23 protein-coding genes are annotated in these 25,577 nt (G+C 34.6%); 18 read left to right on the top strand and 5 right to left on the bottom strand.

Annotated elements, in window-relative coordinates:
* The first annotated feature begins 245 nt into the window (after positions 1 to 245).
* The 11 genes from NYE52_RS05835 (at position 246) to pepF (ending at position 13,350) form a co-directional block, all read left to right on the top strand.
* Entirely contained in the window at positions 246 to 1,181 is a 936-nt protein-coding gene (locus tag NYE52_RS05835; protein ID WP_341192198.1) for an ABC transporter permease, read from the top strand.
* Positions 1,182 to 1,183: 2 nt separating this feature from the next.
* Entirely contained in the window at positions 1,184 to 2,101 is a 918-nt protein-coding gene (locus NYE52_RS05840) for an ABC transporter permease (protein ID WP_341192199.1), read from the top strand.
* 12 nt (positions 2,102 to 2,113) lie between these two features.
* Positions 2,114 to 3,181, top strand: a complete 1,068-nt coding sequence (locus tag NYE52_RS05845) for an ABC transporter ATP-binding protein (RefSeq protein WP_341192200.1) — start codon at positions 2,114 to 2,116, stop codon at positions 3,179 to 3,181.
* Positions 3,182 to 4,105 carry an ABC transporter ATP-binding protein gene (locus NYE52_RS05850; protein WP_341192201.1) on the top strand — a complete coding sequence of 308 codons (924 nt, stop codon included), beginning with the start codon at positions 3,182 to 3,184 and terminating at the stop codon, positions 4,103 to 4,105.
* 207 nt (positions 4,106 to 4,312) lie between these two features.
* Positions 4,313 to 5,521, top strand: a complete 1,209-nt coding sequence (locus tag NYE52_RS05855) for a putative glycoside hydrolase (RefSeq protein WP_341192202.1) — start codon at positions 4,313 to 4,315, stop codon at positions 5,519 to 5,521.
* 3 nt (positions 5,522 to 5,524) lie between these two features.
* Positions 5,525 to 6,100 (top strand): GNAT family N-acetyltransferase, encoded by a 576-nt coding sequence (locus NYE52_RS05860; protein WP_341192203.1) that lies wholly within the window; start codon positions 5,525 to 5,527, stop codon positions 6,098 to 6,100.
* A 521-nt stretch (positions 6,101 to 6,621) separates the two neighbouring features.
* The gene (gene spxA, locus NYE52_RS05865) at positions 6,622 to 7,017 is read left to right on the top strand and encodes a transcriptional regulator SpxA (protein WP_031538220.1); all 396 of its coding nucleotides are present in this window, start codon (positions 6,622 to 6,624) and stop codon (positions 7,015 to 7,017) included.
* Positions 7,018 to 7,539: 522 nt separating this feature from the next.
* Positions 7,540 to 8,202, top strand: a complete 663-nt coding sequence (gene mecA, locus NYE52_RS05870; protein ID WP_341192204.1) for an adaptor protein MecA — start codon at positions 7,540 to 7,542, stop codon at positions 8,200 to 8,202.
* Positions 8,203 to 8,529: 327 nt separating this feature from the next.
* Positions 8,530 to 10,047, top strand: coding sequence for a cardiolipin synthase (cls, locus tag NYE52_RS05875; RefSeq protein WP_341195124.1), 1,518 nt, complete (start codon positions 8,530 to 8,532; stop codon positions 10,045 to 10,047).
* Between the two features lie 131 nt (positions 10,048 to 10,178).
* A complete protein-coding gene (locus NYE52_RS05880; RefSeq protein ID WP_341192205.1) occupies positions 10,179 to 11,369 on the top strand; it encodes a competence protein CoiA in 1,191 nt (396 codons plus the stop codon).
* 157 nt (positions 11,370 to 11,526) lie between these two features.
* Entirely contained in the window at positions 11,527 to 13,350 is a 1,824-nt protein-coding gene (pepF, locus tag NYE52_RS05885) for an oligoendopeptidase F (RefSeq protein WP_341192206.1), read from the top strand.
* Between the two features lie 349 nt (positions 13,351 to 13,699).
* Here pepF and NYE52_RS05890 read toward each other — a convergent pair whose 3' ends face one another.
* The 4 genes from NYE52_RS05890 to NYE52_RS05905 all read right to left on the bottom strand — a co-directional run bounded on the left by NYE52_RS05890 (position 13,700) and on the right by NYE52_RS05905 (position 16,494).
* Positions 13,700 to 14,572: a ClpXP adapter SpxH family protein gene (locus NYE52_RS05890; protein WP_341192207.1), complete on the bottom strand. Its 873-nt coding sequence runs from the start codon at positions 14,570 to 14,572 to the stop codon at positions 13,700 to 13,702.
* Positions 14,572 to 14,979 carry a globin domain-containing protein gene (locus NYE52_RS05895; protein WP_341192208.1) on the bottom strand — a complete coding sequence of 136 codons (408 nt, stop codon included), beginning with the start codon at positions 14,977 to 14,979 and terminating at the stop codon, positions 14,572 to 14,574. Before NYE52_RS05895 ends, NYE52_RS05890 begins: the two co-directional genes overlap by 1 nt.
* Positions 14,980 to 15,086: 107 nt before the next feature.
* Complete coding sequence (locus NYE52_RS05900; RefSeq protein WP_341192209.1) at positions 15,087 to 15,719, bottom strand: lytic transglycosylase domain-containing protein; 633 nt, start codon at positions 15,717 to 15,719, stop codon at positions 15,087 to 15,089.
* Between the two features lie 187 nt (positions 15,720 to 15,906).
* Positions 15,907 to 16,494, bottom strand: coding sequence for a CYTH domain-containing protein (locus tag NYE52_RS05905; RefSeq protein ID WP_341192210.1), 588 nt, complete (start codon positions 16,492 to 16,494; stop codon positions 15,907 to 15,909).
* Positions 16,495 to 17,112: 618 nt separating this feature from the next.
* Here NYE52_RS05905 and NYE52_RS05910 point away from each other — a divergent pair.
* The 4 genes from NYE52_RS05910 to NYE52_RS05925 all read left to right on the top strand — a co-directional run bounded on the left by NYE52_RS05910 (position 17,113) and on the right by NYE52_RS05925 (position 20,093).
* A complete protein-coding gene (locus tag NYE52_RS05910) occupies positions 17,113 to 17,484 on the top strand; it encodes a UPF0738 family protein (RefSeq protein WP_341192211.1) in 372 nt (123 codons plus the stop codon).
* A 186-nt stretch (positions 17,485 to 17,670) separates the two neighbouring features.
* On the top strand, positions 17,671 to 18,303 hold the full coding sequence (locus NYE52_RS05915) for a GTP pyrophosphokinase (protein ID WP_341192212.1): 633 nt from the start codon (positions 17,671 to 17,673) through the stop codon (positions 18,301 to 18,303).
* A 77-nt stretch (positions 18,304 to 18,380) separates the two neighbouring features.
* A complete protein-coding gene (locus NYE52_RS05920) occupies positions 18,381 to 19,175 on the top strand; it encodes an NAD kinase (RefSeq protein ID WP_341192213.1) in 795 nt (264 codons plus the stop codon).
* 21 nt (positions 19,176 to 19,196) lie between these two features.
* Positions 19,197 to 20,093 (top strand): RluA family pseudouridine synthase, encoded by an 897-nt coding sequence (locus NYE52_RS05925; protein ID WP_341192214.1) that lies wholly within the window; start codon positions 19,197 to 19,199, stop codon positions 20,091 to 20,093.
* Positions 20,094 to 20,131: 38 nt separating this feature from the next.
* Here NYE52_RS05925 and prpE read toward each other — a convergent pair whose 3' ends face one another.
* Positions 20,132 to 20,896 (bottom strand): bis(5'-nucleosyl)-tetraphosphatase PrpE, encoded by a 765-nt coding sequence (prpE, locus tag NYE52_RS05930; protein WP_341192215.1) that lies wholly within the window; start codon positions 20,894 to 20,896, stop codon positions 20,132 to 20,134.
* 186 nt (positions 20,897 to 21,082) lie between these two features.
* Here prpE and mgtE point away from each other — a divergent pair, with 186 nt between their 5' ends.
* From mgtE to fabI, 3 genes are all read left to right on the top strand, one after another.
* A complete protein-coding gene (gene mgtE, locus NYE52_RS05935; RefSeq protein ID WP_341192216.1) occupies positions 21,083 to 22,453 on the top strand; it encodes a magnesium transporter in 1,371 nt (456 codons plus the stop codon).
* Between the two features lie 22 nt (positions 22,454 to 22,475).
* Positions 22,476 to 24,329 carry a monovalent cation:proton antiporter family protein gene (locus NYE52_RS05940; protein ID WP_341192217.1) on the top strand — a complete coding sequence of 618 codons (1,854 nt, stop codon included), beginning with the start codon at positions 22,476 to 22,478 and terminating at the stop codon, positions 24,327 to 24,329.
* Positions 24,330 to 24,696: 367 nt separating this feature from the next.
* Positions 24,697 to 25,470 carry an enoyl-ACP reductase FabI gene (gene fabI / locus NYE52_RS05945; RefSeq protein ID WP_016204335.1) on the top strand — a complete coding sequence of 258 codons (774 nt, stop codon included), beginning with the start codon at positions 24,697 to 24,699 and terminating at the stop codon, positions 25,468 to 25,470.
* The last annotated feature ends 107 nt before the right edge of the window (positions 25,471 to 25,577 follow it).

Here is a 25,577-nt window from a genome sequence, read left to right on the forward strand (position 1 = left end):
TAATCCACGATTATGTATAGGTAAGTCAAAGTCTAATCCGCAAATGGGATAGTATATTCTAGGAGAAGTATTATTAAATTGTTTGTGTAAATTAGATAAGAAGAAACTATTCATGAACGTACAAAGCTTAAGAGATAAAAGAGGCTGTCTTATTTAACGAGTGATACTTTCAAGTAAGCTCGTTCCCTAAGACATCCTCTTGCTTTCTAATTGGCGGTGTTTTAGAAAAAAATGGAGGTAAAACCATGATAAAGTACTTGACAAAACGTTTGCTGTTTATGGCGCTGTCCTTATGGTTAATCATTACAGCAACGTTTTTCTTCATGAGGATGGCACCGGGTAACCCATTTACATCGGAAAAGAAAATGCCACCTGCAATCGAAGCAAATTTAAATGCCCATTATGGTCTTGATCAACCTTGGTATGTTCAATATGGAGAGTATTTGCTACGTGTAGTTCAATGGGATTTCGGTCCATCTTTTAAATATAAGAGTCAGACTGTTAATCAATTAATTAATGAAGGATTCCCTGTTTCATTAGTGCTGGGAATCGAAGCTATTTTCATTGCTTTAGCAATTGGTGTTACTTTAGGAGTAATTGCAGCCTTAAGGCATAATAAATGGCAAGATTATTTAGCCATGATTGTTGCTGTATTAGGAATATCTGTACCTTCCTTTATTATGGCTGCCTTTTTACAATATATTTTTGCGATGAAACTAGGTATTTTCCCTGTAGCAAGATGGGGAACATTTATGCAAAGTGTCTTGCCAGCAATAGCTTTAGCAGCTGGTCCAACGGCATTCATTGCCCGTTTAACTAGATCTTCCATGCTAGAAGTATTAAGCAATGATTATATTAAAACAGCAAAAGCTAAAGGAATTAGTGGCTTTAATATTACTGTTAAGCATGCTATCCGCAATGCAATCCTTCCAGTTGTTTCATACATGGGACCTTTATCAGCTGGGATTGTTACAGGAAGCTTTGTTATTGAGAAAATTTTCGGTATTCCAGGGCTGGGATCACAGTTTGTAAAAAGTATAAATAACCGTGATTATACAGCAATTATGGGAGTAACTGTTTTCTATAGTATTATCCTGTTAGTATCTGTTCTTCTTGTCGACTTATTGTACGGATTAATAGATCCTCGAATTAAACTATCGGGCGGGAAGAAAGGAGAGTAAAGATGCAAGAAATTTCGAAAGATAAATTTGAAATAGTAGGCAATAGCAGTGTTGAATCGGAAAAGATTTCAAAGGCAAGTTTGTCCTTTTGGAAAGATGTATTTACTCGTTTTAAGAAAAATAAACTTGCAGTATTTGGACTTGTACTATTAATTCTTTTAATCGTCATGGCATTTGTTGGGCCATTCCTCACACCATACAACTATTATGAAAATGATTTATCAAAAACCAACCAACCACCAAGTGCAGAGCATTATTTTGGTACCGATGAATTGGGTCGAGATATGTTTGAACGTATTTGGTATGGTGCAAAGATATCTCTATTTATTGGGATTGCTGCTGCATTTATCGACTTAGTGATAGGGGTAATTTGGGGAGGAATTGCAGGTTATAAAGGTGGAAAAACCGATGAGGTGATGATGCGTATAGCCGACGTATTATATGGTATTCCTTACCTGTTACTTGTAATCCTTCTAATGGTTGTGCTTGGACAAGGAATTTGGACAATGATTCTAGCGATGAGTATTACCGGTTGGATAAATATGGCCCGTATGGTTCGTGGACAAGTATTATCTTTAAAGAGTCAAGAATATATACTTGCTTCTAGAACATTAGGAGCAGGCGTTTCAAGAATTATGGGCAAGCATTTAATTCCCAATGCAATGGGGCCAATCCTTGTTACTTTAACACTAACTGTGCCAAACGCTATTTTTACAGAAGCGTTTTTAAGCTATCTTGGACTAGGTTTAACTCCTCCATTAGCTAGCTGGGGAACAATGGCTAATGATGGAATCGGTGCAATGCAATATTATCCATGGCGTTTATTCTTCCCGGCAATGTTTATTTGTTTAACAATCTTTGCATTTAATGTTATTGGGGACGGAATACGTGATGCCCTTGATCCAAGACTACGTAAGTAAGGAGTGAGATAAATGGAAAAATTATTAGAAGTAAAGGATTTACAAGTCTCATTCCATACGTATGGAGGAGAAGTGCAGGCAGTTCGTGGAGTATCCTTTGATCTATATAAAGGAGAAACATTAGCAATTGTTGGTGAATCTGGATCAGGTAAGAGTGTTACTTCGCAAACGTTAATGAAATTAATTCCTATGCCTCCAGGTCATATTAAAGGCGGACAGATTTTATTTAATGGAGAAGATATCGTACAAAAAACAGATAAAGAGATGGAAAGCATCCGAGGAAAAGAAATGAGTATGATTTTCCAAGATCCAATGACATCCTTGAATCCGACCATGCGAATTGGAGCACAAATTATGGAAGTGCTGATTAAACATCAGCAAATGAACAAAGAAAAAGCCAAGAAGAAAGCAATTGAGCTTCTAAGCTTAGTTGGTATTCCAAAACCAGAAAAAAGAGTGGACCAATATCCACACGAGTTTTCTGGAGGAATGAGACAGCGTGCGATGATTGCCATTGCTTTAGCAGCTAATCCTCATTTATTAATTGCTGATGAACCAACAACAGCATTAGATGTTACGATTCAAGCGCAAATTTTGGATTTAATGAAAGATTTACAAGAGAAAATGGATACAAGTATTATCTTCATTACTCATGACTTAGGGGTTGTTGCAAATGTAGCGGATCGCGTTGCTGTTATGTATGCAGGGCAAATTGTAGAAATGGGTACTGTAGATGAGATTTTCTACGATCCAAGACATCCTTATACTTGGGGACTTCTTGCGTCAATGCCAAGCTTAGATAATGATAATGAAGATGAGCTTGCGGCGATACCGGGAACACCACCAGATTTAACAAATCCTCCAGTCGGAGATGCCTTTGCAGCTCGAAATCCGTATGCATTAGCAATTGATTTCGAACAAGAACCACCTTTATACCAAGTGTCAGAAACACATTTTGTAAAGTCATGGTTATTACATCCTAATGCACCAACAGTAGAACCACCTGCTTCTGTTAAAGAAAGAATAAGAAAGCTACCCTCTACCTTTGAAGTACCAGTTTTAGTAAAGGAGGAGAAATAAGTGGCTGAAAAATTATTAGAAATAAAAAATCTTAAGCAATATTTTAATGTTGGTACTCCTAACCTTGTTAAAGCAGTAGATGATGTAACTTTTGATATTTTCAAAGGAGAAACACTTGGATTAGTAGGAGAATCTGGTTGTGGGAAATCCACGACTGGGAGAACGATCATTCGCCTATACGATGCAACAGGCGGTCAAGTTTTATTTAATGGAGAAGACGTGCATGGAAGAAAATCAAGAGCAGATTTAAAGAAATTTAATCGTAAAATGCAAATGATTTTCCAAGATCCATATGCTTCATTAAATCCGCGAATGACTGTTGCTGATATCATTGCAGAAGGAATTGATATTCACGGTTTAGCGAAGAACAGAAGTGAAAGAATGGAAAAGGTATACGAACTGCTTCAAACAGTTGGTTTAAATAAAGAGCACGCTAATCGTTATCCCCATGAATTCTCAGGTGGACAGAGACAAAGAATCGGGATTGCGCGTGCATTAGCTGTAGATCCTGACTTTATCATTGCAGATGAACCGATTTCTGCATTAGATGTTTCTATTCAAGCACAGGTTGTTAACTTGATGAAGAAGCTTCAAAAGGAAAAAGGATTAACGTATTTATTTATTGCCCATGATTTATCCATGGTTAAGTATATAAGTGACCGTATTGGTGTTATGTATTTTGGAAAATTAGTGGAACTTGCTCCTGCAGAGGAGTTATATAATAACCCTATTCATCCATATACACAGTCCTTATTATCAGCAATTCCTCTTCCGGATCCAGAAACAGAGCGTACAAGAAAAAGAACGGTTTATGATCCTTCCGTTCATCAATACAATGATGGCGAAGAACTTAAAATGAGAGAAATTAAACCAGGCCATTTTGTTTATTGCTCTGAAGCGGAATATAATAAATATAAAGCATAAGTGAAACAATAATAATATCTACCAAGTCGATAATCTCAGAGCATAATGAGGTTGTCGACTTTTTTATATTTAGCTAAGCTCCTATCTATATAAAGGGAAGAAAACAGTAATAGCATTAGCTTGTTTGAGTTGTTACAATAAAAGGAATACATAATTTATACCCTGGTAGTAGATAATTTATACTGTACATAGATGGGAGTTATCACTATGAATAAAAAACTAATATCCTTCGGGTTAAGTATATTTTTATTAATCCCCAATGTTGCTTTTGCTAAGGGGGAGAATGTTATACCTAAACAGCCAACAAAACAAATGGAAATTATGAAAAAACAATTGCCACTCTCTTTGCCAAGATTGAAAACAAATACTTTTACCTTTTCCTATCCTGATGCTGTAAGAGGTATATATGTAAATTCTCACTCCATTGGAGGGAGCAAGTGGAATCAATTAATCGATTTAGTAAAAAATACAGATTTAAATGCAATGGTAATTGATTATAAAGAAGATCATGGTAATTTAACCTTTATGCCAGAAGAAAGTTCTCCTTATCGGAACATTGGCAGTCACTCTATAAAAAATATGACGTCTTTATTAGAACGGCTTGAAAAAGAGAAAATTTATCCGATTGCTCGTATTGTTGTTTTCAAGGATTCGGTACTAGCTGAGGAAAAACCAGAATGGTCTTTTGTCCAAGGAAAAAAGGTTTGGACAAATGGGAGAGGGGAAGCGTTTGTTAATCCTTTTGAAAAAAGGGTTTGGGATTATAATGTTAATCTTGCAATCGAAGCAGCTAAAATGGGCTTTCAAGAGATACAATTTGATTATGTTCGCTTTCCAGAAGGCTTTGAAAACAAAGGAGATAAATTAAGCTATTCTAAAGGTGAATATGAGAAATTAAATATATCTGATGGGGACAAAAGGGTAGAGGCTGTTACAGACTTTGTTCAATATGCCAAAGAAAAATTAGAACCATTTGACGTTAAAGTTTCAGTTGATATATTTGGATACACAGCAACTTTGGATGAAGCACCAGGAATCGGGCAAAATTTTTCAAAGATAAGTAGCCATGTTGATGTTATTTCTTCTATGATATATCCAAGTCATTGGACAGACTATTTCGGCATTGAAAAACCTGATCTCCATCCTTATGAACTCATAAGCGAATATATAAAAGTAGAAAAGCAAAAGTTAGACCAAATAGAAAATGCACCTATTTCAAGACCTTGGCTTCAAGATTTTACAGCCACTTGGCTAGGGAAAAATAATTATCAAGTATATGGAAAAGAGGAAATCCAAAAGCAGATAAAAGCGTTAAATGATCAAGGGGTTTCTGAGTTTTTACTTTGGAATGCTGGGAATAATTATACGAAAAATGTTAATTATAAGCCGAGTAATAAAGAACAAAAAGGAGATTAATGCATGCATTGGTATGATAAGCTAAATGAATATTTTCCTGTAGAAGAAATGAAATCACAAGAACATATGGAGGCATTATTAAAGGATTTTCCGGAATATTATCATAAGGATGAAGGAAAGTACCATGTGTTAATGTATGTGGAAGCAGAGGATTTTATCTTTATTGATTACTTATTTGTTTCCAATGAAGCAAGAGGTCAAGGTCTTGGACATCAATTAGTGGAAAAGCTTAAAGCGAAGCAAAAACCTATTATATTAGAAGTAGAACCAATTAATTATAAAGATAGTGATACGAAAAAGAGATTAAAGTTTTATCAACGTGAAGGATTTAAACATGCGAAAACGATTGGATACAGACGTATGTCATTGGCAACTAGAGAAGTTAATGCAATGGAAATTCTCTATTGGGCACCTAATAACGAAGGAGAAGATGTCGTATATCAGTCAATGGTAAAGACTTATAATAAAATTCATACGTATAAGGACATCCATTTTTACGGTGAACCTTATGAACCGGTTGAAAAAGTTGTACAGCTTAATAATAAAGAAGAACACAAAAATATATTTGATGAAATTTAACTAGGTTATTTTAAGAGAAGGAAACGATTTGAATAATAGGGAAATTTCCTTTGAGAAAAAGCCCTTCCTATTTTCATTAAAACATTCTTAATTGAGAATAGGAAGAGGTTTAAAGATAATGAAAATAGGGTAATGAAAAATAAAGTATATTTAAAGAACAAATATTTTAACAGAAACGATAAATAGTTGAAACTTTTTTTGTTTTCAAACGTCTATAATGATAAGCAATAAATTTTAAGGGAAATTCGTATAATAATCACGAGTTTTCTTACATAAAGGAGGAGAATAACAACAAATCACGTAAGAGTAGCAATTTATTAACAGAAAATAATCATACTTGTGGATAATTTTTTCAAAACATATACCATAATGCAAACAATTAGTGTATAATAATTAATATAAATTACTTGATTGAATTAATTATAATTTAAGAATTTTCGAAAAAAGAGATTCAAGTTATTTATAATTATAATGAATGTAGTTAATTACATGTCTAAATAAAGGGAGCGTGAATTTGTAAAATGGTAACATTATACACTTCACCAAGTTGTACATCCTGCAGAAAAGCAAAAGCATGGTTAGAGGAACATGAAATTGCTTATAAAGAAAGAAATATATTTTCTGAACCACTTTCAATTGACGAGATAAAAGAAATTCTTCGTATGACTGAAGATGGAACAGATGAAATTATTTCAACAAGAAGTAAAACTTTTCAAAAACTAAATGTGAATTTAGAAACAATGCCGCTACAAGATTTATTTGGTATCATCCAAAATAATCCAGGACTATTGAGACGTCCTATTATTATTGATGAAAAAAGGCTGCAGGTAGGATACAACGAAGATGAAATACGTCGATTCTTACCAAGAAAAGTTCGTACTTTCCAATTAAGAGAAGCTCAACGATTAGTTAACTAATAATAAGAAGTATAAAAAAAGATCTGACTTTAAGCGATGGCAATTTGTCATCCTTTGGTCAGATTTTTCTTTTATTCGTAAAGGTCTAAGTGTTGCCCTTAATAAGGTGCGAGAAATCATTTCTGACCTCACCGTGAATAAATGGTTATATTTGGTTAAATCTGTTAGTTATTGCTTTTTCTTTTTAGTTTGAAATAATTTCTGTGAGGTAATACTACTAAATATAACTAAACAGGAATATGGTATTAAAAAAGAAATAATCTCTCTATGCTGAATAAAGTTCTTTTTATTTTAAAAAATTAAAAATTGTGAATGTTTTATGGATAGGCATTTAATGGTTTTTTTTAATCCCAAGATATTTTAATTCCATTTATACTGCTTTTATCATAAAATATAAGGTACAAGGTACAATACGAGGAAAATACAAATTTTTATTTCAGAAAGATTTATTGTAAGGAATAAAACAAATCTGTATGGGGGTCTCTTGTCCCTTCCATCATAGTCTGAAGGGAGTGTAAGCGTATGGAAATTGAAAGAATTAATGATCATACAGTAAAGTTTTATATTTCGTATATTGATATAGAAGAGCGTGGATTTAAGCGTGAGGAGATTTGGTATAATCGGGAACGCAGTGAAGAATTGTTTTGGGAAATGATGGATGAAGTCCATCAAGAAGAAGACTTCATATTTGATGGACCATTATGGATTCAAGTTCAAGCACTAGAGAAAGGGTTAGAAATTCTGGTGACTAAGGCACAACTTTCTAAAGACGGACAGAAGTTTGAAATTTCTATTCCAGAGGATAAGCTAAAGGATTTACCAATTGATGAACGTTTTGAAGACTTAATGGATCAACACTTCACTATTAAAGATGGGGAAGAAGAGTATGATGAAAGTCTTGAGTTTATTTTAACATTTAAAGATTTTGAAGATATCATTTCCTTATCAAAATTACAAGGATTAGAAGGAATTGATACAAAGCTTTACAGCTATAAAGAAAAATATTACTTATTTGTACAATTCCTTGATGAGGAAATACCGGAAGAGGAAGTTGAAAATGCTTTAAGTATTATACTTGAATATGCTCAAGAGGATTCCAAAATGACCATTCATGTTCTTCAAGAATATGGAAAAGTTATTATTGAGAATGAAGTATTTATGGAGTTGCGAAAGTACTTTCATTAAATAATTGGGGTTCAAAATTAAATATAATGAAGTTTAACGGAAACTCTACACTGTTCGGTAATCACCTTGCATTGTGGAGTTTTTTTACATAAGTAAAGAAGAAAGCATGTATAAGTGTGGAGTTTTTTGAATAGATATAGACAGCTATAGAAAATGGGAAGTCCACACTATCCTAAAGAGTTCTATACAATACAGCTTCTTAAAGCAAGAGATATAGAAGTTTATAATGAGTGTACTTTATTGACATTGTGGGTAAATATAAGGGAATAATAATAATTGATAAATATAGGCTTAATGTAAGTAAATGGGAGAATGGCGGTGTCTGTCATGAATCATACTGCTAGGTTAGGATTATTTTTTGCTGTAGCAGCTCTTTTTGTTTATGTATTTAATTTATTTTTCTCCGTTCAGGGTGGTATTTACGGACAGTTAAGTTTAGTTATTAGTTTATCGGTTATTTTTATCGGCTTTGTCATTTTTTTTGAAAATAGACATCCAACTCAAACGCTAACTTGGTTAATAGTATTAGGTAGTTTTCCGATTATCGGCTTTGTCTTCTATTTATTCTTTGGTAGGAACTATCAGAAAGAAAGAGTGTATCGGAAAAAGTACTTTTTGGATAAAGAAGCATTTCTTAAGATTGAGCAAGAAATTAGCTCCAAAAAAGAAGAAAAGCGAAAGATACTGGATGGACATCAACGCAATTTATTTCATCTAGCAGAGAAACTGGGGAATAGTCCCATCTCTTTTGGCACCTCCACTCAGGTGTTAACAGATGGAGAGGAGACATTTAATACTATTTTAGCTGAACTAAAGCAAGCAAAACACCATATTCACATGGAATATTATATTGTAAGAGATGATGCTATTGGTCAAGAGATAAAACAGATATTAGTGGAGAAGGCAAGAGCGGGAGTTCAAGTAAGGTTTTTATATGATGCAGTTGGTTCCTGGCAGCTTTCTAAAAGGTTTCGATTAGAAATGAAAGAGGCGGGTATCGAGGTTATTGCTTTTGGTCCTGTTAAAATGCCTTTTTTTAATAGTAAATTTAATTTTAGAAATCATCGTAAAATCATTATTATTGATGGAAATGTCGGTTTTGTTGGTGGGTTAAATATTGGGGATGAGTATTTGGGAAGAAATCCTTCGATTGGCTATTGGAGAGACACCCATTTACTGGTGAAAGGAAATGCTGTGAGATCCTTACAATTAATTTTTCTTCAAGATTGGTTCTATATGACCAATCATAGCTTTTTAACAGAGGAATACTTAACACCTGTTTCTGAGGGGAATTCACATGGTGGAGTACAATTGATTGCTGGTGGGCCTGACAATGAATGGAGTGTCATCAAAAATATTTTTTTCAGCATGATTACGACCGCTAAAGAATCGATTTGGATTGCTACTCCATACTTCATTCCAGATGAAGATATTTTTTCTGCCATTAAAATAGCTTCTTTAAGTGGGGTAGATGTTCGAATACTTGTTCCAAGTAAACCAGATAAACGAATTGTTTTCCATGCTTCTCGTTCTTATTTTCCAGAATTATTAGAGTCGGGAGTAAGGATTTTTGAATACAATCGTGGGTTTATGCATAGCAAAATAATTATAGTTGATGGAGAAATAGCCTCCATCGGAACTTGCAATATGGATATGAGAAGCTTTCATTTGAATTTTGAAGTGAGTGCTTTTTTATATAAAACAAGAAGCACAGAAAAACTAGTTAAAGATTATATAGAAGATATCAAACATTCGATCGAATTAGAAGTGGACAGCTTTAATAAAAGACATTATGGATATAGAATGCTCGAATCTACTTCTAGATTATTGTCTCCATTATTATAGCAGGGAAAGCTATCTTTTATGGACAAAGATAGCTTTTTGCATTATTTATAAATAAAAATAATCTTTTTGAAGGAATAGTAAGGACGAAAAAGAATAAGTAAAAGAAGAAATCAAAAGGAGGGATTTTTTATTTGTTTACAGCTATAACCGAAAAAGGAAGCATTATAAATTTATTTACTATCAAAGACAAGGACGAATTAAAAGTGTTGAAAAGCATACCGACATATTGTCCAGAATGTAAAGGCCGTGTCATTCTGAAAATGGGTGAAAAAAAGATTACTCATTTTGCGCATGAAAGGAAAGAATGGTGTAAAGCAAATGGAGAGGCAGAGTCTTCTTATCATTTGCAAGGTAAGCTGCAATTGTATGAAAAGCTCCTTCAGTTAAAACTAGAGCCGCAACTAGAGCCGTATTATTCAGAAATAAAGCAACGAGCCGATATTAGCTTTATCTGGAATAATAAAAAGTACGTTATCGAATATCAATGTGCTGTCATTTCTCCGCAGTTAGTAAAAAAACGTACAGCTGGCTATCAAAAAATAAACATTCACCCCATTTGGATTATTGGCTTCCAACAATTGAAAAAATGGAACCCTATCAAATTGAAACTTTCCGCATTTATTTATCACTTTTTCACATCATATCAGGGGCAGTATCTTCTTCCAACATATTGTCCATTTGATAAAGTCTTTTATTTGCTTCAAAATCCTATCCCCATCTCTATCTCCCAAACATTTATCTCCACGTATTCCTATCCATTAGTAAAAATAGATGGAGACCTTCCAACATTTCCTAGTAGGAAGTTACATTACTCTTATTGGCGAGAGATGATACATCGACAAAAGACGAAGGATTTACATTACCTAACAAAAATGAATGATCAATTTTTAAAAGAGCTATATGCTAGAGCTTTACATCCCCATTTTTTGCCCCCATTTATCGGCATCCCTTTAAAAGAGGGTTTCCTTATTGAAACTCCCCCAATATTTTGGCAGGCATATATTTGTCTAGATACTTTTTACCTTGGGGGAGAAATGAAAATATATCCATTGCAAAAAATCTATACATGTTTCCAAGAAAGAATAAATAAGGGACAAGTAAAAATAAGAGAATTTCCTTTTCTACCAAAATTAGAATGGAAAACAGTAGTTCAGCAATATTTACGCATTCTGGTAAGCCTCGAAGTTTTGGAAGAAATAAAACCAGATTTTTTTAGACTTCTTCCTGTAAAAAAGATAAGAGATTATCGATTACAGACAAAAGAGGAAGTGGTATTTTATAACAAATTGAAAAATCTTTTTGATAAGCATAACGATAAATGAAAAAGTAGAAAATACATATGCTAGTGGTATAGATATGTAAGCTACAAAATCGGAATTAAACGGGAAATTTGTTAGAATAAGAAGGAAATAGTTAATAAAAAGAGAAGTATCTATTAAGATGTATTTTCGTATCACGAAAGAAGAGTGGAGGATGAACATGTCAACTGAAACAGGTGTAAAGAAATTACCATTGCGCAATGAGGTTCCAACAGAAGATACGTGGAGATTAGAGGATATTTTCGCAACGGATGAAGAATGGGACAAAGAATTGGAAGAAGTAAAGAAGTTATCTCAAAAGGCAACTGATTATCAAGGCAAGTTAGCTGATGGTGCTGATGTTCTTTATGAAGCTTTACAATATCAAGATGAACTATTATCAAGACTTGGAAAATTATATACATATGCACATATGCGCTATGACCAAGATACAACGAATAGTTACTATCAAGGTGTAGATGGGCGTATTAAAAGCTTATATGCACAAGCTGCAAGTGCACTAGCATATATGGTTCCGGAATTATTATCGATTGATGAAAAAGTAATTAACGGGTTTTTAGAAGAAAAGAAAGATTTACAGCTGTATAAAAAGGCGTTGGAAGAAATCAATTTACAACGTCCCCATGTTTTGAGTGCAGAACAGGAAGCATTATTAGCACAAGCTTCCGAAGTGTTGGATTCATCTAGTAATACATTTGGAATGTTAAATAATGCTGATTTGGAATTCCCAAGTATTAAGGATGAGAATGGGGAAGAGGTAGAGGTTACACATGGTCGGTATTCTCGCTTTTTAGAAAGTGCAGACCAACGTGTACGCCATGATGCTTTTAAGGCGGTTTATGACACCTATGGAAAATTTAAGAATACCTTTGCCTCAACCTTAAGTGGAGAAGTGAAAAATCATACATTCAATGCAAAGATAAGAAACTATAATTCTCCAAGACATGCTGCACTTGCTGCGAACAATATTCCAGAACAAGTGTATGAAAACTTAGTGGAAACGATAAACAAAAATTTACCATTATTGCATCGCTATGTGAAGCTTCGTAAAAAAGTCCTAGGTGTGAAGGAGCTACATATGTATGATCTTTATACACCATTAGTAAAAGATGTGAAAATGGAAATACCATATGAAGAAGCAAAAGATTTAGTGGTGAAAGGTTTGGCTCCTCTTGGAGAAGAGTATACTTCTATTTTAAAAGAAGGATTTGAAAATCGCTGGGTGGATGTTCCGGAAAATAAGGGGAAAAGAAGTGGGGCATATTCTTCTGGAGCCTATGGTACAAATCCTTATATATTAATGAACTGGCAGGATAATGTTAATAATTTATTTACATTAGCTCATGAATTTGGTCATTCTGTGCATAGCTACTATACAAGAAAATCACAACCATATCCATATGGGAATTATTCGATTTTTGTTGCTGAGGTTGCATCTACTTGTAATGAATCCTTATTAAATGACTATTTACTGAAAACCATTACGGATAAACAAAAACGTCTATACTTACTTAATTATTTCTTAGAAGGCTTTAGAGGTACCGTATTCCGTCAAACGATGTTTGCTGAATTTGAACAATTAATTCATGAAAAGGCAAGTAATGATGAGCCATTAACAGCTGATTTATTAACAAAGGAATATTATGCCTTAAATCAAAAGTATTTTGGAGATGAAGATATCGTAATTGACGAGGAAATTGGCTTAGAATGGTCAAGAATTCCACATTTCTATTACAATTTCTATGTGTATCAATACGCAACTGGTTATAGTGCTGCAACTGCATTGAGTAAACAAATATTAGAGGAAGGAAAGCCTGCGGTGGAACGATATATTGAGTTCCTAAAGGCAGGAAGCTCCGATTATCCAATTGAAGTACTTAAAAAAGCGGGAGTAGATATGACTAGTAAAACGCCGATTGAGGAAGCGTGTAAGGTGTTTGAAGAGAAATTAAATGAGATGGAAAGCTTATTGAATGAACTATAATAATGATTGAAAAGGAAACGGGGAAGAGTTAGCTTAATTCCCCGTTTTTTGTTTGGTCTTTTTTAATAATCTAAACAGTGCTAATTTTGACGGTTTTGTGAACAAAGGGCTATGTATATTGCGATTTGGGATTAACTTGTGATACTATTTAGTTGTGAAGTTAATCACATACAAACTTATACCCCTTTGTTTGACCGTGAAAAATTTCTCCCATCCCCTTTGTTCGTAAAAAAATAAAAAAGGCCTTGCCTTGAGACAGCAAGTCCTTTTTTATTTTTTTAGAAATGAAATTAGGCATATAAATAAAAAATAGACATGGCATCTTTAAAGATTGCCACATCCCCCATTATTAACCGATATATTTCCAAAATACCCCGTATTTAGCTGGTATTTGTTCCACTAGTTGACGTAATTGTAATTTCTTCATTTCTTTTTCAATTTCTTGTATTGATTTATTATAAACAACAGATAATTCCTTTGACGCAACAAACTTAAAACATTCTAAAAAGCTTTCAAGAGGTGGTGGAGCTGCTTTTTCTGGTTGGATCTGCAGCATTTCTTCGATGATTTGAACATATACCTCATAAGGATAGTAACCTGTAACTTTAATACCTTCTTCTTCAATATTTTCATTAAAGAAGACTAGTGTTGGAATTTCATTTACTTCCATTTCTCTTGTGATTTTTAAATCACACTGAAATGCCTTTGCTGCACTATTTGAATGAATGTCAGATACAAACTCTATTACATCTATTCCTATACTTTTGGCACATGATTTCAGTACATCAAATGTGGCAATATTTTTTTTCTCCAAAAACAAAAGCTCCTGTAGTTTGCGTAAGAATTTCATGCCAGATTTCCGACCTTGTAATTCAGCTGCTTTAAGAGCAATCGAAGGTAAATGTGGAGAAACGATTGGATTATCAAACCATAATGAACCATCACATGACATTCCAGAACGACTAGCGGTTTTTTCCCAAAACTCAGCAAGATTAGCATGCTTGCTTTTCTTACTGCAATTTAATGAAGATAGTCTTCCGCTTAATACATGTTTAAGGGAGAAATATCGTCCATACTCAATCTGCAATTTTTTCATAATAGGCTCAAGTGCCCAGCATTCGGGACAAAGTGGATCGATAAACATATATATTTCAAGTGGTTTGCTTTCTTGGCAATTATCATCAGCTGTTTTCGGCTTGGATATAGAAAAGTCTTTTTCCATCACGTGTTATCACCTTTTTTAGTTTCGATTTCCTCCGAATTGATCATATGTTTTGCTGTCAGCACGAGTCTTGAAAAAATTCCTTCTCGCAGTTCACTATCTAGGTCTACTTCTTCCATTGCTTGATCCATACAAGCTAACCATGCATGTGCCCGTTTTTCCGTTATTTGAAAAGGTAAATGTCTTGCTCTTAGCATTGGATGACCATGTTCATTTGAATAAAGGGATGGACCACCTAAAAATTGCGTAAGAAATTGTTTTTGTTTACGAGCTGTTTCTGTTAAATCTTCTGGGAAGATAGGAGCTAGGTCAGGATGTTGACCAACATGATTGTAGAACGTATCTACAAGTTTATTTAATGTGGCTTCACCGATTCGTTCATAAGGTGTCGACATGTTCTCGACCATATTTAAAACTCCTTTATCGTTCTTTTTATAGCATTTCTTTAATTATATTGTAACAATCGACATTTCATTGTACAAATAAATAGCTTGTAAATAGATCGAGATAGAAATTATGCCATATAATGCTGTGTCACTTTGTTCACGTAATTCTGCGTTTCTTTGAAAGGAGGAATGCCACCATACTTATCTACATTACCAGGTCCTGCATTGTATGCAGCTAAAGCAAGTTCAACATTTCCATTATACTTTTCTAACATTTGCTTTAAATACTTGCTTCCACCCATAATATTATCTAATGGATTAAATACATTTTGTACCCCTAAGGACTTGGCTGTACTTGGCATTAATTGCATCAATCCAGATGCTCCAGCATAGCTCGTAGCATTGGGGTTGAAATTAGATTCCACTTTTATAACCGAGCTTATAAGTTTTTCAGGAAGATTATATTTCTCCGCAGCCGCTTGAATCATCTCATCGAAATCAGTAGAGGTTGTCGATGAAGAAGTAAGCTTTGTTAAGCTCAATGGCATAAGGGAAACATTATTCGATAGTCCTAAAGGTAAGGATGAAGAAGAAGCCCCTAGTGTGTTGTTTTTTATTGAATTTGTTAACGATGATTCTGATGTCAACATATTGCTGAGAAATTCTTGGAAAAGGGTAGATGCATTATTTGTAGTATTTTGGGAATTTAAACCTTGTAAAGCTTGGAGTTCAAGCATTACTTTAAATTGATCAATTTTCATTGCTTTCCTCCATCGTTAAAGTAAGAACTATAAAACAATATACATAAACTTTTGCATTAACATAAAGGAAGCAATAAAGTGAGTAAGATACTTTATTGCTACAATTCATGTTGTAAAAGATACTTGATTCGCTTTTCAGTGATTTAATCATTTTTCTTTACTAGTTATAAAGGAGATAAACCAATAATTATTTTTGTTTATATTTTTCTTCATAAAATCTACGTACTTTATTTTTCGTTTTTCTAACGGGAATTTTTAAGGTGGATAATAGTTCTGTGAAATATATTTCTCCTTCTTCCCGATTGCTTACTTCATATTCTAACTCATAATCTTCCTTTTTTAAATAAAAACTATGATCTAAAACTAGTAAACCATTTCCAATTGTTTTCTCTGCCCTAACGGTTCGCAAACTTCCAAAATATAAAATCGCAGCAGGATCGATATTCATCTTTTCTAAAAGTCTAGAAATTTGCTCATCCTTTATTTTCCCCGTTCTGAAAATGGTATCGCTCTCTTCTTTGGAAAGTACTTTATTTGTTTCAAGAAGGCCATCTGGATGAGGCTGTTTTAATGTTAATTCATATTCTCCATTCTTTTGCCGAATCCTTAAAGCAGAATGGTTTGCCTTTAAAGCAAAATTGCTTGTATCAAAATAATGATTTTCTTGCTCAAATAAATCTTCTTCTTTAATGTGAAAATGAGCTAGAAGTGCTGCATATTCTTCCTTCGTCAATATATTTTTAAATTCAATTTCAATGTTTTGATTCTGAGACATAAGTAAATCCTTTCTAAATTGATCTTGTTTATTATTATAAGGGGAGATGGGAAAACAAGCTATTTTCTAGTTCATTTTGTTCCTATTGTATTTTTTATCCTTTTTGCTTGTTTAATACGCTAATCTAGTGTTGGTGATTTGAGGCTACCTCCCTATGATAAGTCAACACCGATTCACTAAAGTTAACCGTGTTTCCTTTATCTTGGGAAAGGTCGCTCCACCCCACATGCCCCTAAACGGGTGCCTTGCGCTTTTCTATTTGTCTAGCTCCAGGCACCCAGGGGCAGATGGGCTTCGCGCCCGTTCCCTACGATAAGTCAACATCGGCTCACTATCGTTCCCCGTGTTTCCTTTATCTCGGGAAAGGTCGCTCCACCCCACATGCCCCTAAACGGGTGCCTTGCGCTTTTCTATTTGTCTAGCTCCAGGCACCCAGGGGCAGATGGGCTTCGCGCCCGTTCCCTACGATAAGTCAACATCGGCTCACTATCGTTCCCCGTGTTTCCTTTATCTCAGGAAAGGTCGCTCCACCCCACACGCCCCTAAACGGGTGCCTTGCGCTTTTCTATGATAATTCTTTTGGTTGTGGTAAAATAATGCATAGTTGGAGGGTGAATGATGAAACAAAAATGGACAATTAAAGAGAGCTATATAAGAGAAAATGAATTGGTATTTCAATTGCAGGAGGATGCAAATTTAGAGAATACAAAAGCAAATGGGCAAATCCTTGTTGATTCTGATTCTCTTGCGTTCATATATTTACTTGAAAAGCAGAATGAATATGTTTATCTAGAAATTCCTGAAAGGGTATGGAAAGACTGTAAAGTGGCGCTTGAGTCAAAGGCTGCTTTCCTAATTAAGGATGCTACTGGAGAATTATTGCTTGAGAACTTTACAGATGAATTGGAATATTTAATTGATAATATTCGAGGAAATGGAAATTATGGAGAGGAAATGGAAAAAGCGGTTTCAACTGTTTTTCTATCATGATTTGTTAGATTGCTTAATAACAGGGGGGATTACCAATTACAGCTTTTTTTGAAGTTGCAATATGGCTTGAAAAACTTTGGGCTGGTGCTAGCTTTTCTGTTAGAGATAATAAGAAACAATTAACAGATCTTCTATAAAAGAAATGCCTCGTATGAAAAGAAACCTTGGAAATGAGGTGTTATATATATGAAACAATGGGATCAATTTTTGGCTCCATATAAACAGGCAGTAGATGAATTGAAGGTTAAATTAAAAGGAATGCGACGTCAATTTGATCATGAAGACGAACATTCCCCAATCGAATTTGTAACAGGTCGAGTAAAACCAATTGCAAGTATATTGGATAAGGCAAATGAAAAGGGGATACCATTAGACAAACTAGACACGGAGATGCAGGATATTGCAGGACTCCGTATGATGTGTCCATTTGTTGATGATATTATAAGAGTAGTAGAACTATTGAGACAAAGAAATGATTTTGAAATTGTTGAAGAAAGAGATTACATATTACATAGTAAAGATAGTGGCTACCGATCCTATCATGTTGTCATTGTCTATCCCGTGCAAACTATAAATGGCGAAGAAAAGCTTCTAGTTGAAATTCAAATTCGCACCCTTGCCATGAACTTTTGGGCAACTATTGAGCATTCCCTGAATTATAAATATAAAGGCCAATTTCCTGAAGATATTAAAATGAGGCTACAAGGAGCTGCAGAAGCTGCTTTTCGTTTAGATAAAGAAATGTCTTTAATCCGTGGAGAAATCCAAGAGGCACAAGCTTTCTTTAATCGTAAAAAAGAAAATGACAAGAATAGTTAGTATTTTTTTCTGTGTTATAACAATAGAAATTTAAATATATTCTGCATTTCTAAACTGAGAAGAGGAGCTACTAAACAATGAAATTTGCCGTTACCTCAAAGGGTGATTCAAAATCAGAAAACTTAGTGCAAATAATCAAACAATACTTACTTGATTTTGAATTGCAATATGATGAAGAAGAGCCGGATATTGTTATCTCTGTAGGGGGAGATGGGACCCTACTATATGCGTTTCATCGCTATAGTAATCGTTTAGACAAAACAGCATTTGTTGGTATGCATACAGGGCATTTGGGATTTTATGCAGATTGGACACCGGCTGAATTAGAAAAACTAGTGATTGCGATAGCAAAGACGCCATATAACATCATCGAATATCCAATATTAGAAGTGATTGTACGTTATCAGAATGTAGAGAAGGAAACAAGATACTTAGCTTTAAATGAATCTACAGTGAAAAGTATCGAAGGAACTTTTGTCATGGATGTGGAAATGAGCGGTAAACATTTCGAGCGATTTAGAGGGGATGGTCTTTGTGTATCGACGCCTTCAGGAAGTACGGCTTATAACAAGGCGTTAGGCGGAGCTATTTTGCATCCCTCAATTGAAGCGATACAGCTAGCAGAAATGGCTTCCATTAATAATCGTGTATTTCGAACGGTTGGATCACCGCTCATTTTACCGAAACATCATACTTGTGTATTAAAGCCGGTTAATGAACCAGATTTTCAAATTTCTATTGATCATTTGAATTTATTACATAAAAAAGTACATTCAATTCAATATCGAGTGGCAGAGGAAAAAGTAAGGTTTGCGAGGTTTCGTCCGTTCCCATTTTGGAAACGAGTACATGATTCTTTCATTTCTGAGTAAGCAATAGACAGGAGTGATAGCTTGAGCTTTACGTTAGAGTGGGTTATAGAGGATCAATCAGGCATTACCATTAAAGAGTTTTTGAAGTCACAAAGTATTTCAAAGGCTGCATTAACAGATATAAAATTTAAGGGCGGGAAGATACTTGTAAATGGAAGAGAAGAGAATGTTCGTTATTCCTTAAAGAGTGGCGATCAATTATTTGTTCTTTTTCCACCTGAGTCGCCAAGTAGTGGATTAATTCCTGAAAAGATCCCTTTAAATATTATCCACGAGGACGAGTATATACTGATTGTGCAAAAGGATTATGGAATGAATACAATTCCTTCTAGAGAGCATCCTACTGGCAGTTTGGCTAATGCTTTAGTCAGTTACTATCATGAGCAGGGAATTGAGGCAACGACCCATATTGTTACACGATTAGATCGAGATACATCGGGATTGGTTCTCATCGCAAAGCATCGCCATATTCATCATTTGCTAAGTGAACAGCAAAAAGCAGGCGATGTAAAAAGAAAATATATTGCTTTTGCTGAAGGAGAAATAGCTCCATTAAGTGATGCGATTAATGAACCAATTGGGAGATGCTCGGATAGTATTATTAAAAGAGAAGTTAGAGAAGATGGACAAACGGCTATTACCCATTATCGAGTTTTAGCACAGAATAATCATTTTTCTATTGTAGAATTATCCCTTGAGACAGGCAGAACACATCAAATACGTGTTCATCTTGCCTATAAAGGAAACCCGCTTTTAGGTGATGATTTATATGGCGGGAAAAGAAAAGATATGGAGCGGCAAGCGCTACATTGTTTTTTTCTTATGTTTATACATCCAGTAACGAAACAAACGATGACCTTTACAATTGATCTCCCGGCCGATATGAAAAGTTTAGAGCAAAAAATGAAAAAGAGTTAAGGATCAGAAAAAAGATCTTTAACTCTTTTTTTATTTATTCACCTGCCATTCTTCTCTACTACTTCTACATCAAATGTACGAAACTTCTCTGGAGTAAAGGGCATACTGGAAGGCACAGATTCGATTGTTAGTTCTGGATATTTTAGAGCCGTTAATTTTCCACCAAAAACAGCCCCAGTATCAATGTTATAGGTGCGATGAATTTCTCTTACATTTCTTACAGGTGTATGACCATATACAATAATCGGTTTTCCATTATAATGTTTAGCCCAATCTCTTCTTACCGGTGAACCATCAGCATGAGCTTCCCCTGTGATATCACCATAAAGTGCAAATGTTTTTACCTTACTATGATATTGACCAATATAGTCCTCCCGAATACCAGCGTGAGCGATGACAAGCTTTTGCTCATCAAGAATGTGATATAAAGGTGCATTTTCATATAACTCTCTGAACATTCTTTTGATTTTTTGCTGTTCTTTTTTATTTAATTGTTCCCATTCGGCTACTGTTGTTTCTAAGCCATGAGCAATTTTTACATTTCTTCCTAGAAAAAATCGATATAGCTTGTCACAATGGTTTCCTGGTACATAATAGGCTAAATCACTTTTGACTAATAAATAGACAGTTTCTATTACAGCTAAGGAAGCAGGACCGCGATCCGTTAAATCCCCTACAAATGCTAATTTTCTTTCTCCTGGATGCTGTGGATAACCTTGGTTCCATATATAACCTAATTTCTCTGTTAAAAGTTTAAATTCCTCATAGCATCCATGAATATCTCCGATGATATCAAGCTTCATAAAATCCCTCTTTCATTATTTCTCTTTTTTACTATACCCAATAGCTGTTCGAGCATTTTTGTTAATTGTTTCTGCTTTTGGGGAAAGATAAAGGGATAAAGACATCGTGTCTAAATAAAAGACAAATCGTCTATCTTTTGTTACTATAAAAAACATATTATTTTTTCAAAGAGAGGAGGAAGGAAGGTGTCAGATAAGATTTTAACGAAGGAAGCGCAGCGTAGGGTAATTCTCCATTCTTTACAAAATGAAAACTTACAGGAATTCCGTAAAAATTTCCTTGATTTACATCCTTATGACCAAGCTTCATTTTTTAAGGAAATGGAGATAGAAGAAAGAGCTAAAGTTTTTGAATACTTAGCTCCAAGTGAAATTGCAGAAATGTTTGAGAACTTAGAAATGGATGATTGGGAATATCAAGAGATTTTTGCTAAGCTTATTCCGGATTATGTAGCAGAAACATTGGCTAATATGTCTGCAGACGATGCTGTAGATATATTAAATGTATTAGAAAAAGAGCAAGTTGAAAGCTATTTGGCCATAATGGATCAACCAACTGCAGCGAGCATCAAAGCACTGATGCACTATGAAGAGTCAACTGCTGGAAGTATTATGACGGTAGACTATATTAGTTTATCGGCAGAACAAACAGTAGCAACTGCTATGGATATTTTGAAAAGAGAGGCTCCTACGGCAGAAACCATTTACTATATCTATGTTGTTAATGAACAAAAACAATTAGTGGGCGTCGTTTCTTTACGAAGTTTAATTGTAAGTAATAATCAAACCCTTATAAAAGAAATAATGAGTGATCGCATTCATTCTGTCTCTGTAAGTGAAGATCAGGAAGAAGTAGCTAAAAAAATGCAAGACTATGACTTTTTAGCACTGCCTGTTGTTGATTTTCAAAAAAGATTACTTGGGATTATTACAATTGACGATATTGTGGATGTTATGCAAGAGGAAGCGTCTGAGGATTATTCGAAATTTGCTGCTGTATCTAATATGGATTTTGTTGATCAGCATCCATTTTCTGCTGCAAAGAAGAGACTCCCATGGCTTATTATTTTATTATTTCTCGGGATGTTTACTGCAAGCCTAATTGGCCGGTTTGAAGAAACATTGGATCAAGTAGCGATTCTAGCCGTTTTTATTCCATTAATTGCTGGAATGGCTGGGAATACGGGAACTCAAGCATTAGCAGTTGCTGTTCGTGGGATTGCAACAGGTGATATTGGGAAAGAAAATAGCTGGAAGTTAATTGTAAGAGAAGCAGGTACAGGATTAATTACTGGTACAATCTGTGGAATACTTGTTACTATTGTTGTGTATGTATGGAAGGGTGATTTATTTCTAGGAATACTTGTTGGAATTTCGATTCTTGGAACATTGATTGTAGCTACAATAGCTGGTGCAATTATTCCTCTTATTATGCACAAATTTAATATCGACCCAGCAGTGGCTTCCGGTCCATTTATTACAACGATTAATGATATTATCAGTATTCTAATTTATTTTGGCATGGCAACAATGTTTATGAGTTATTTAACAAATTAGTGTATAAAGAGGAGGGATAGCGATGGAACACGGTGCTTCTTTCGCATCACTAGTTATCGTGGTTACGGTGGCTCTATTAACCCCAATTATTTTGCAACGACTCAAATTAAATATTATTCCTGTCGTTGTTGCAGAAATTCTCATGGGATTAATAATTGGAAAAAGTGGATTTAATCTAGTCGAACAGGATATGTGGCTTGAAACACTATCAACATTAGGCTTTATCTTTTTAATGTTTTTGAGTGGGCTAGAGATAGATTTTTCCGCTTTTTCTAGTAAGAAAAAAAGAGAGACATTGCCTAATGGTAAATTAGAGCCAAAAACATTTCAAACGGCAACCATTATTTTTGCGGCGATTCTCGTTCTATCAATTGGATTAAGTTTCTTATTTGTACTCGCTGGATTTGTCGATAGTGCATTCTTAATGACAATTATTATTGCTACTATCTCCTTAGGAGTGGTAGTACCAACTTTAAAAGAAGCCAATATTATGAAGTCTGTTATTGGGCAAATTATATTACTTGTAGCGGTAATTGCAGATTTAGTAACAATGATTTTACTTGCAGTATTTGCATCGATACATGAAACAGGGGGAAATACTTGGCTATTATTAATTCTTTTTGTCGCAGGTTTAATTCTCTACTTTGTTGGTAGTAGAATAAAGAACAATAAGATTATGGATACTCTCTCAAGAGGGACGGTACAAATTGGTACTAGAGCAGTGTTTGCGCTAATTATTTTTCTTGTGGCATTATCAGAATCTGTTGGAGCTGAACATATTTTAGGTGCATTCTTGGCTGGGGTACTAGTATCTCTACTTTCGCCAAATGAAGAATTGGTTCATAAGCTAGATTCCTTTGGTTATGGATTCCTTATTCCTATCTTCTTTGTGATGATAGGAGTTGACATGGATATATGGTCGTTATTTACAGATCCTAAATTATTATTATTTATTCCGTTATTATTAATTGCTTTATTAGTAAGTAAGCTGCTACCTGTCTATTATTTGAAAAAATGGTATGATACAAAAACGATTATAGCTTCTGGATTTTTATTAACATCGACACTTTCACTCGTTATTGCGGCATCAACAATAGGAGAACGATTAAATATCATAACCCCGCAAATGAGCGGAATTTTTATTCTAGTTGCAATTATATCTTGTATCATTACGCCGATTGTCTTTAAAAAGCTATTCCCAAAAGAAGCAGCTCGCGAAAAAGTGATAAATGTTTCTATTATTGGGGTTAACCAAGTAACGATGCAGGTTTATCAAGAGTTGAAATCTACGTTGTATGATGTCACCTTTTATCATAAACAACAAGAAAAATACGATTTTCAATTAGCAGATTCCTTGTTTGAAATCGTGGAATTGGAAAATTATTCGGAGGAGATTCTACAACAAACAGATATTTACGGAGCAGATATTGTTGTGATTTCGACAGGAGATTCCTTCTTAAATGCAGAGATGAGTCTTATGATTAAAAGAGCAGGGGTAGATCGAGTAATTTGTCGGGTGGAAAATATGGAAATGGAAGAGGAATTACGCAGGGAAGATATAGAAGTATTCTCTATGCTGACATCTACGAAAGCATTATTAACGGCATTAATTCAGTCTCCAAATATTTTTGCATTGCTTGGTAATACGGAGACATCCTTGCATGAAATAATATTAAGAAACAAGGAATTTGAAGGGATGTCCTTAAGATCATTCCCGTTTACCGGAGATGTCATTTTCGTCCGAATCTTTAGAGGTGCCGATTTTGTCATACCTCATGGAGATACAGAGCTTCAACTTAATGATCATCTTCTTGTTACAGGGTCCCATGAGTATGTAACAGAATTAAAGCGACAGTTGGAGTTTAATTTTAAATAAGAGAATGAAGAGGCTTTTCCTTCCTTTTGGATGTAAAGGAGGGAGAGCTTTTGTTTAATAGTTGAGCATTATCATTGCCCGTTGGAGGAAAAAATGAGCGAGAGGTAACAGAGAAGCGGTTTCTAAGCCCTTTTCAGCAAAAAGAGGCAGCAAAAGGTAACGGAGAAGCAGTCTCTTGGCCCTTTTCAGCAAAAAGAAGCAGCAAAAGGTAACAGAGAAGCAGTCTCTTTAGCCCTTTTCAAGAAAAAGTACCAACAATAAAAATGATTAAAGAGCCTATTGGAACAATGCTTTCTTTTTTTATTTTTTTGTAGTAAAATTAGTACTAGGTACTAATAACTTGTAATAGTATATAGGAGGAATAAGAATGACTTTTTCATTAAAGGGCAAAACCTATGTAGTTATGGGTGTTGCAAATAAAAGAAGTATTGCATGGGGAATTGCGACTTCCTTGCATAAAGCAGGTGCTCGTTTAATTTTCACTTATGCTGGGGAAAGATTAGAAAAAAGCGTTCGTGACCTTGTTGCTACTTTAGATTCAACAGATAGCATTGTGTTACCATGTGATGTAACAAATGATCAAGAAATCGCTACTTGCTTTGAAGCTATCAAAAAAGAAGTAGGGACAATTCATGGAATTGCTCACTGTATCGCTTTTGCTCATAAAGAAGAATTACAAGGCGATTATATGAATACTACTAGAGACGGATTCTTGCTTGCTCATAATATTAGTTCTTATTCATTAACAGCTGTTGCGAAAGAAGCAAAAGGCTTAATGACAGAAGGCGGAAGCATTGTGACATTAACTTATTTAGGCGGAGAGCGCGCAATTAGAAATTACAATGTAATGGGTGTTGCAAAAGCTTCCTTGGATGCAAGTGTTCGTTATTTAGCTGCTGATTTAGGAAAAGAAGGAATTCGTGTAAACTCGATTTCTGCAGGTCCGATTCGTACATTATCTGCAAAAGGAATCAGTGATTTTAATTCGATTTTAAAAGAAATTGAAGAACGTTCTCCACTTAGAAGAACAACAACGCCTGAAGAAGTAGGAGATACAGCATTATTCTTGTTTAGTGATTTAGCAAGAGGAATAACTGGTGAAAATATTCATGTAGATTCAGGTTTCCATATTGTTGGTTAATTCGGTTAAAGGCAACCATCAGCTGATTCTGGCGTTTGGTTGCTTTTTCTATTCCTCCGTCAAACCTCCATTTTGTTTATCCACAACCTCTTCCTTTTTCACTAATT

This window comes from Niallia sp. FSL W8-0635, from assembly GCF_038007965.1.
Lineage (GTDB): Bacteria > Bacillota > Bacilli > Bacillales > Cytobacillaceae > Niallia.

Bases quoted from the DNA above. Each gene is read 5' to 3' on its own strand.
- prpE (WP_341192215.1), bottom strand. From the start codon at position 20,896: ATGAAGCTTGATATCATCGGAGATATTCATGGATGCTATGAGGAATTT.
- NYE52_RS05860 (WP_341192203.1), top strand. From the start codon at position 5,525: ATGCATTGGTATGATAAGCTAAATGAATATTTTCCTGTAGAAGAAATG.
- NYE52_RS05890 (WP_341192207.1), bottom strand. From the start codon at position 14,572: ATGGAAAAAGACTTTTCTATATCCAAGCCGAAAACAGCTGATGATAAT.
- NYE52_RS05910 (WP_341192211.1), top strand. From the start codon at position 17,113: ATGAAACAAAAATGGACAATTAAAGAGAGCTATATAAGAGAAAATGAA.
- NYE52_RS05855 (WP_341192202.1), top strand. From the start codon at position 4,313: ATGAATAAAAAACTAATATCCTTCGGGTTAAGTATATTTTTATTAATC.
- NYE52_RS05920 (WP_341192213.1), top strand. From the start codon at position 18,381: ATGAAATTTGCCGTTACCTCAAAGGGTGATTCAAAATCAGAAAACTTA.
- NYE52_RS05900 (WP_341192209.1), bottom strand. From the start codon at position 15,719: ATGAAAATTGATCAATTTAAAGTAATGCTTGAACTCCAAGCTTTACAA.
- NYE52_RS05915 (WP_341192212.1), top strand. From the start codon at position 17,671: ATGAAACAATGGGATCAATTTTTGGCTCCATATAAACAGGCAGTAGAT.
- cls (WP_341195124.1), top strand. From the start codon at position 8,530: ATGAATCATACTGCTAGGTTAGGATTATTTTTTGCTGTAGCAGCTCTT.
- NYE52_RS05845 (WP_341192200.1), top strand. From the start codon at position 2,114: ATGGAAAAATTATTAGAAGTAAAGGATTTACAAGTCTCATTCCATACG.
- fabI (WP_016204335.1), top strand. From the start codon at position 24,697: ATGACTTTTTCATTAAAGGGCAAAACCTATGTAGTTATGGGTGTTGCA.
- spxA (WP_031538220.1), top strand. From the start codon at position 6,622: ATGGTAACATTATACACTTCACCAAGTTGTACATCCTGCAGAAAAGCA.
- mecA (WP_341192204.1), top strand. From the start codon at position 7,540: ATGGAAATTGAAAGAATTAATGATCATACAGTAAAGTTTTATATTTCG.
- NYE52_RS05840 (WP_341192199.1), top strand. From the start codon at position 1,184: ATGCAAGAAATTTCGAAAGATAAATTTGAAATAGTAGGCAATAGCAGT.
- NYE52_RS05835 (WP_341192198.1), top strand. From the start codon at position 246: ATGATAAAGTACTTGACAAAACGTTTGCTGTTTATGGCGCTGTCCTTA.
- pepF (WP_341192206.1), top strand. From the start codon at position 11,527: ATGTCAACTGAAACAGGTGTAAAGAAATTACCATTGCGCAATGAGGTT.
- NYE52_RS05905 (WP_341192210.1), bottom strand. From the start codon at position 16,494: ATGTCTCAGAATCAAAACATTGAAATTGAATTTAAAAATATATTGACG.
- NYE52_RS05940 (WP_341192217.1), top strand. From the start codon at position 22,476: ATGGAACACGGTGCTTCTTTCGCATCACTAGTTATCGTGGTTACGGTG.
- NYE52_RS05895 (WP_341192208.1), bottom strand. From the start codon at position 14,979: ATGGTCGAGAACATGTCGACACCTTATGAACGAATCGGTGAAGCCACA.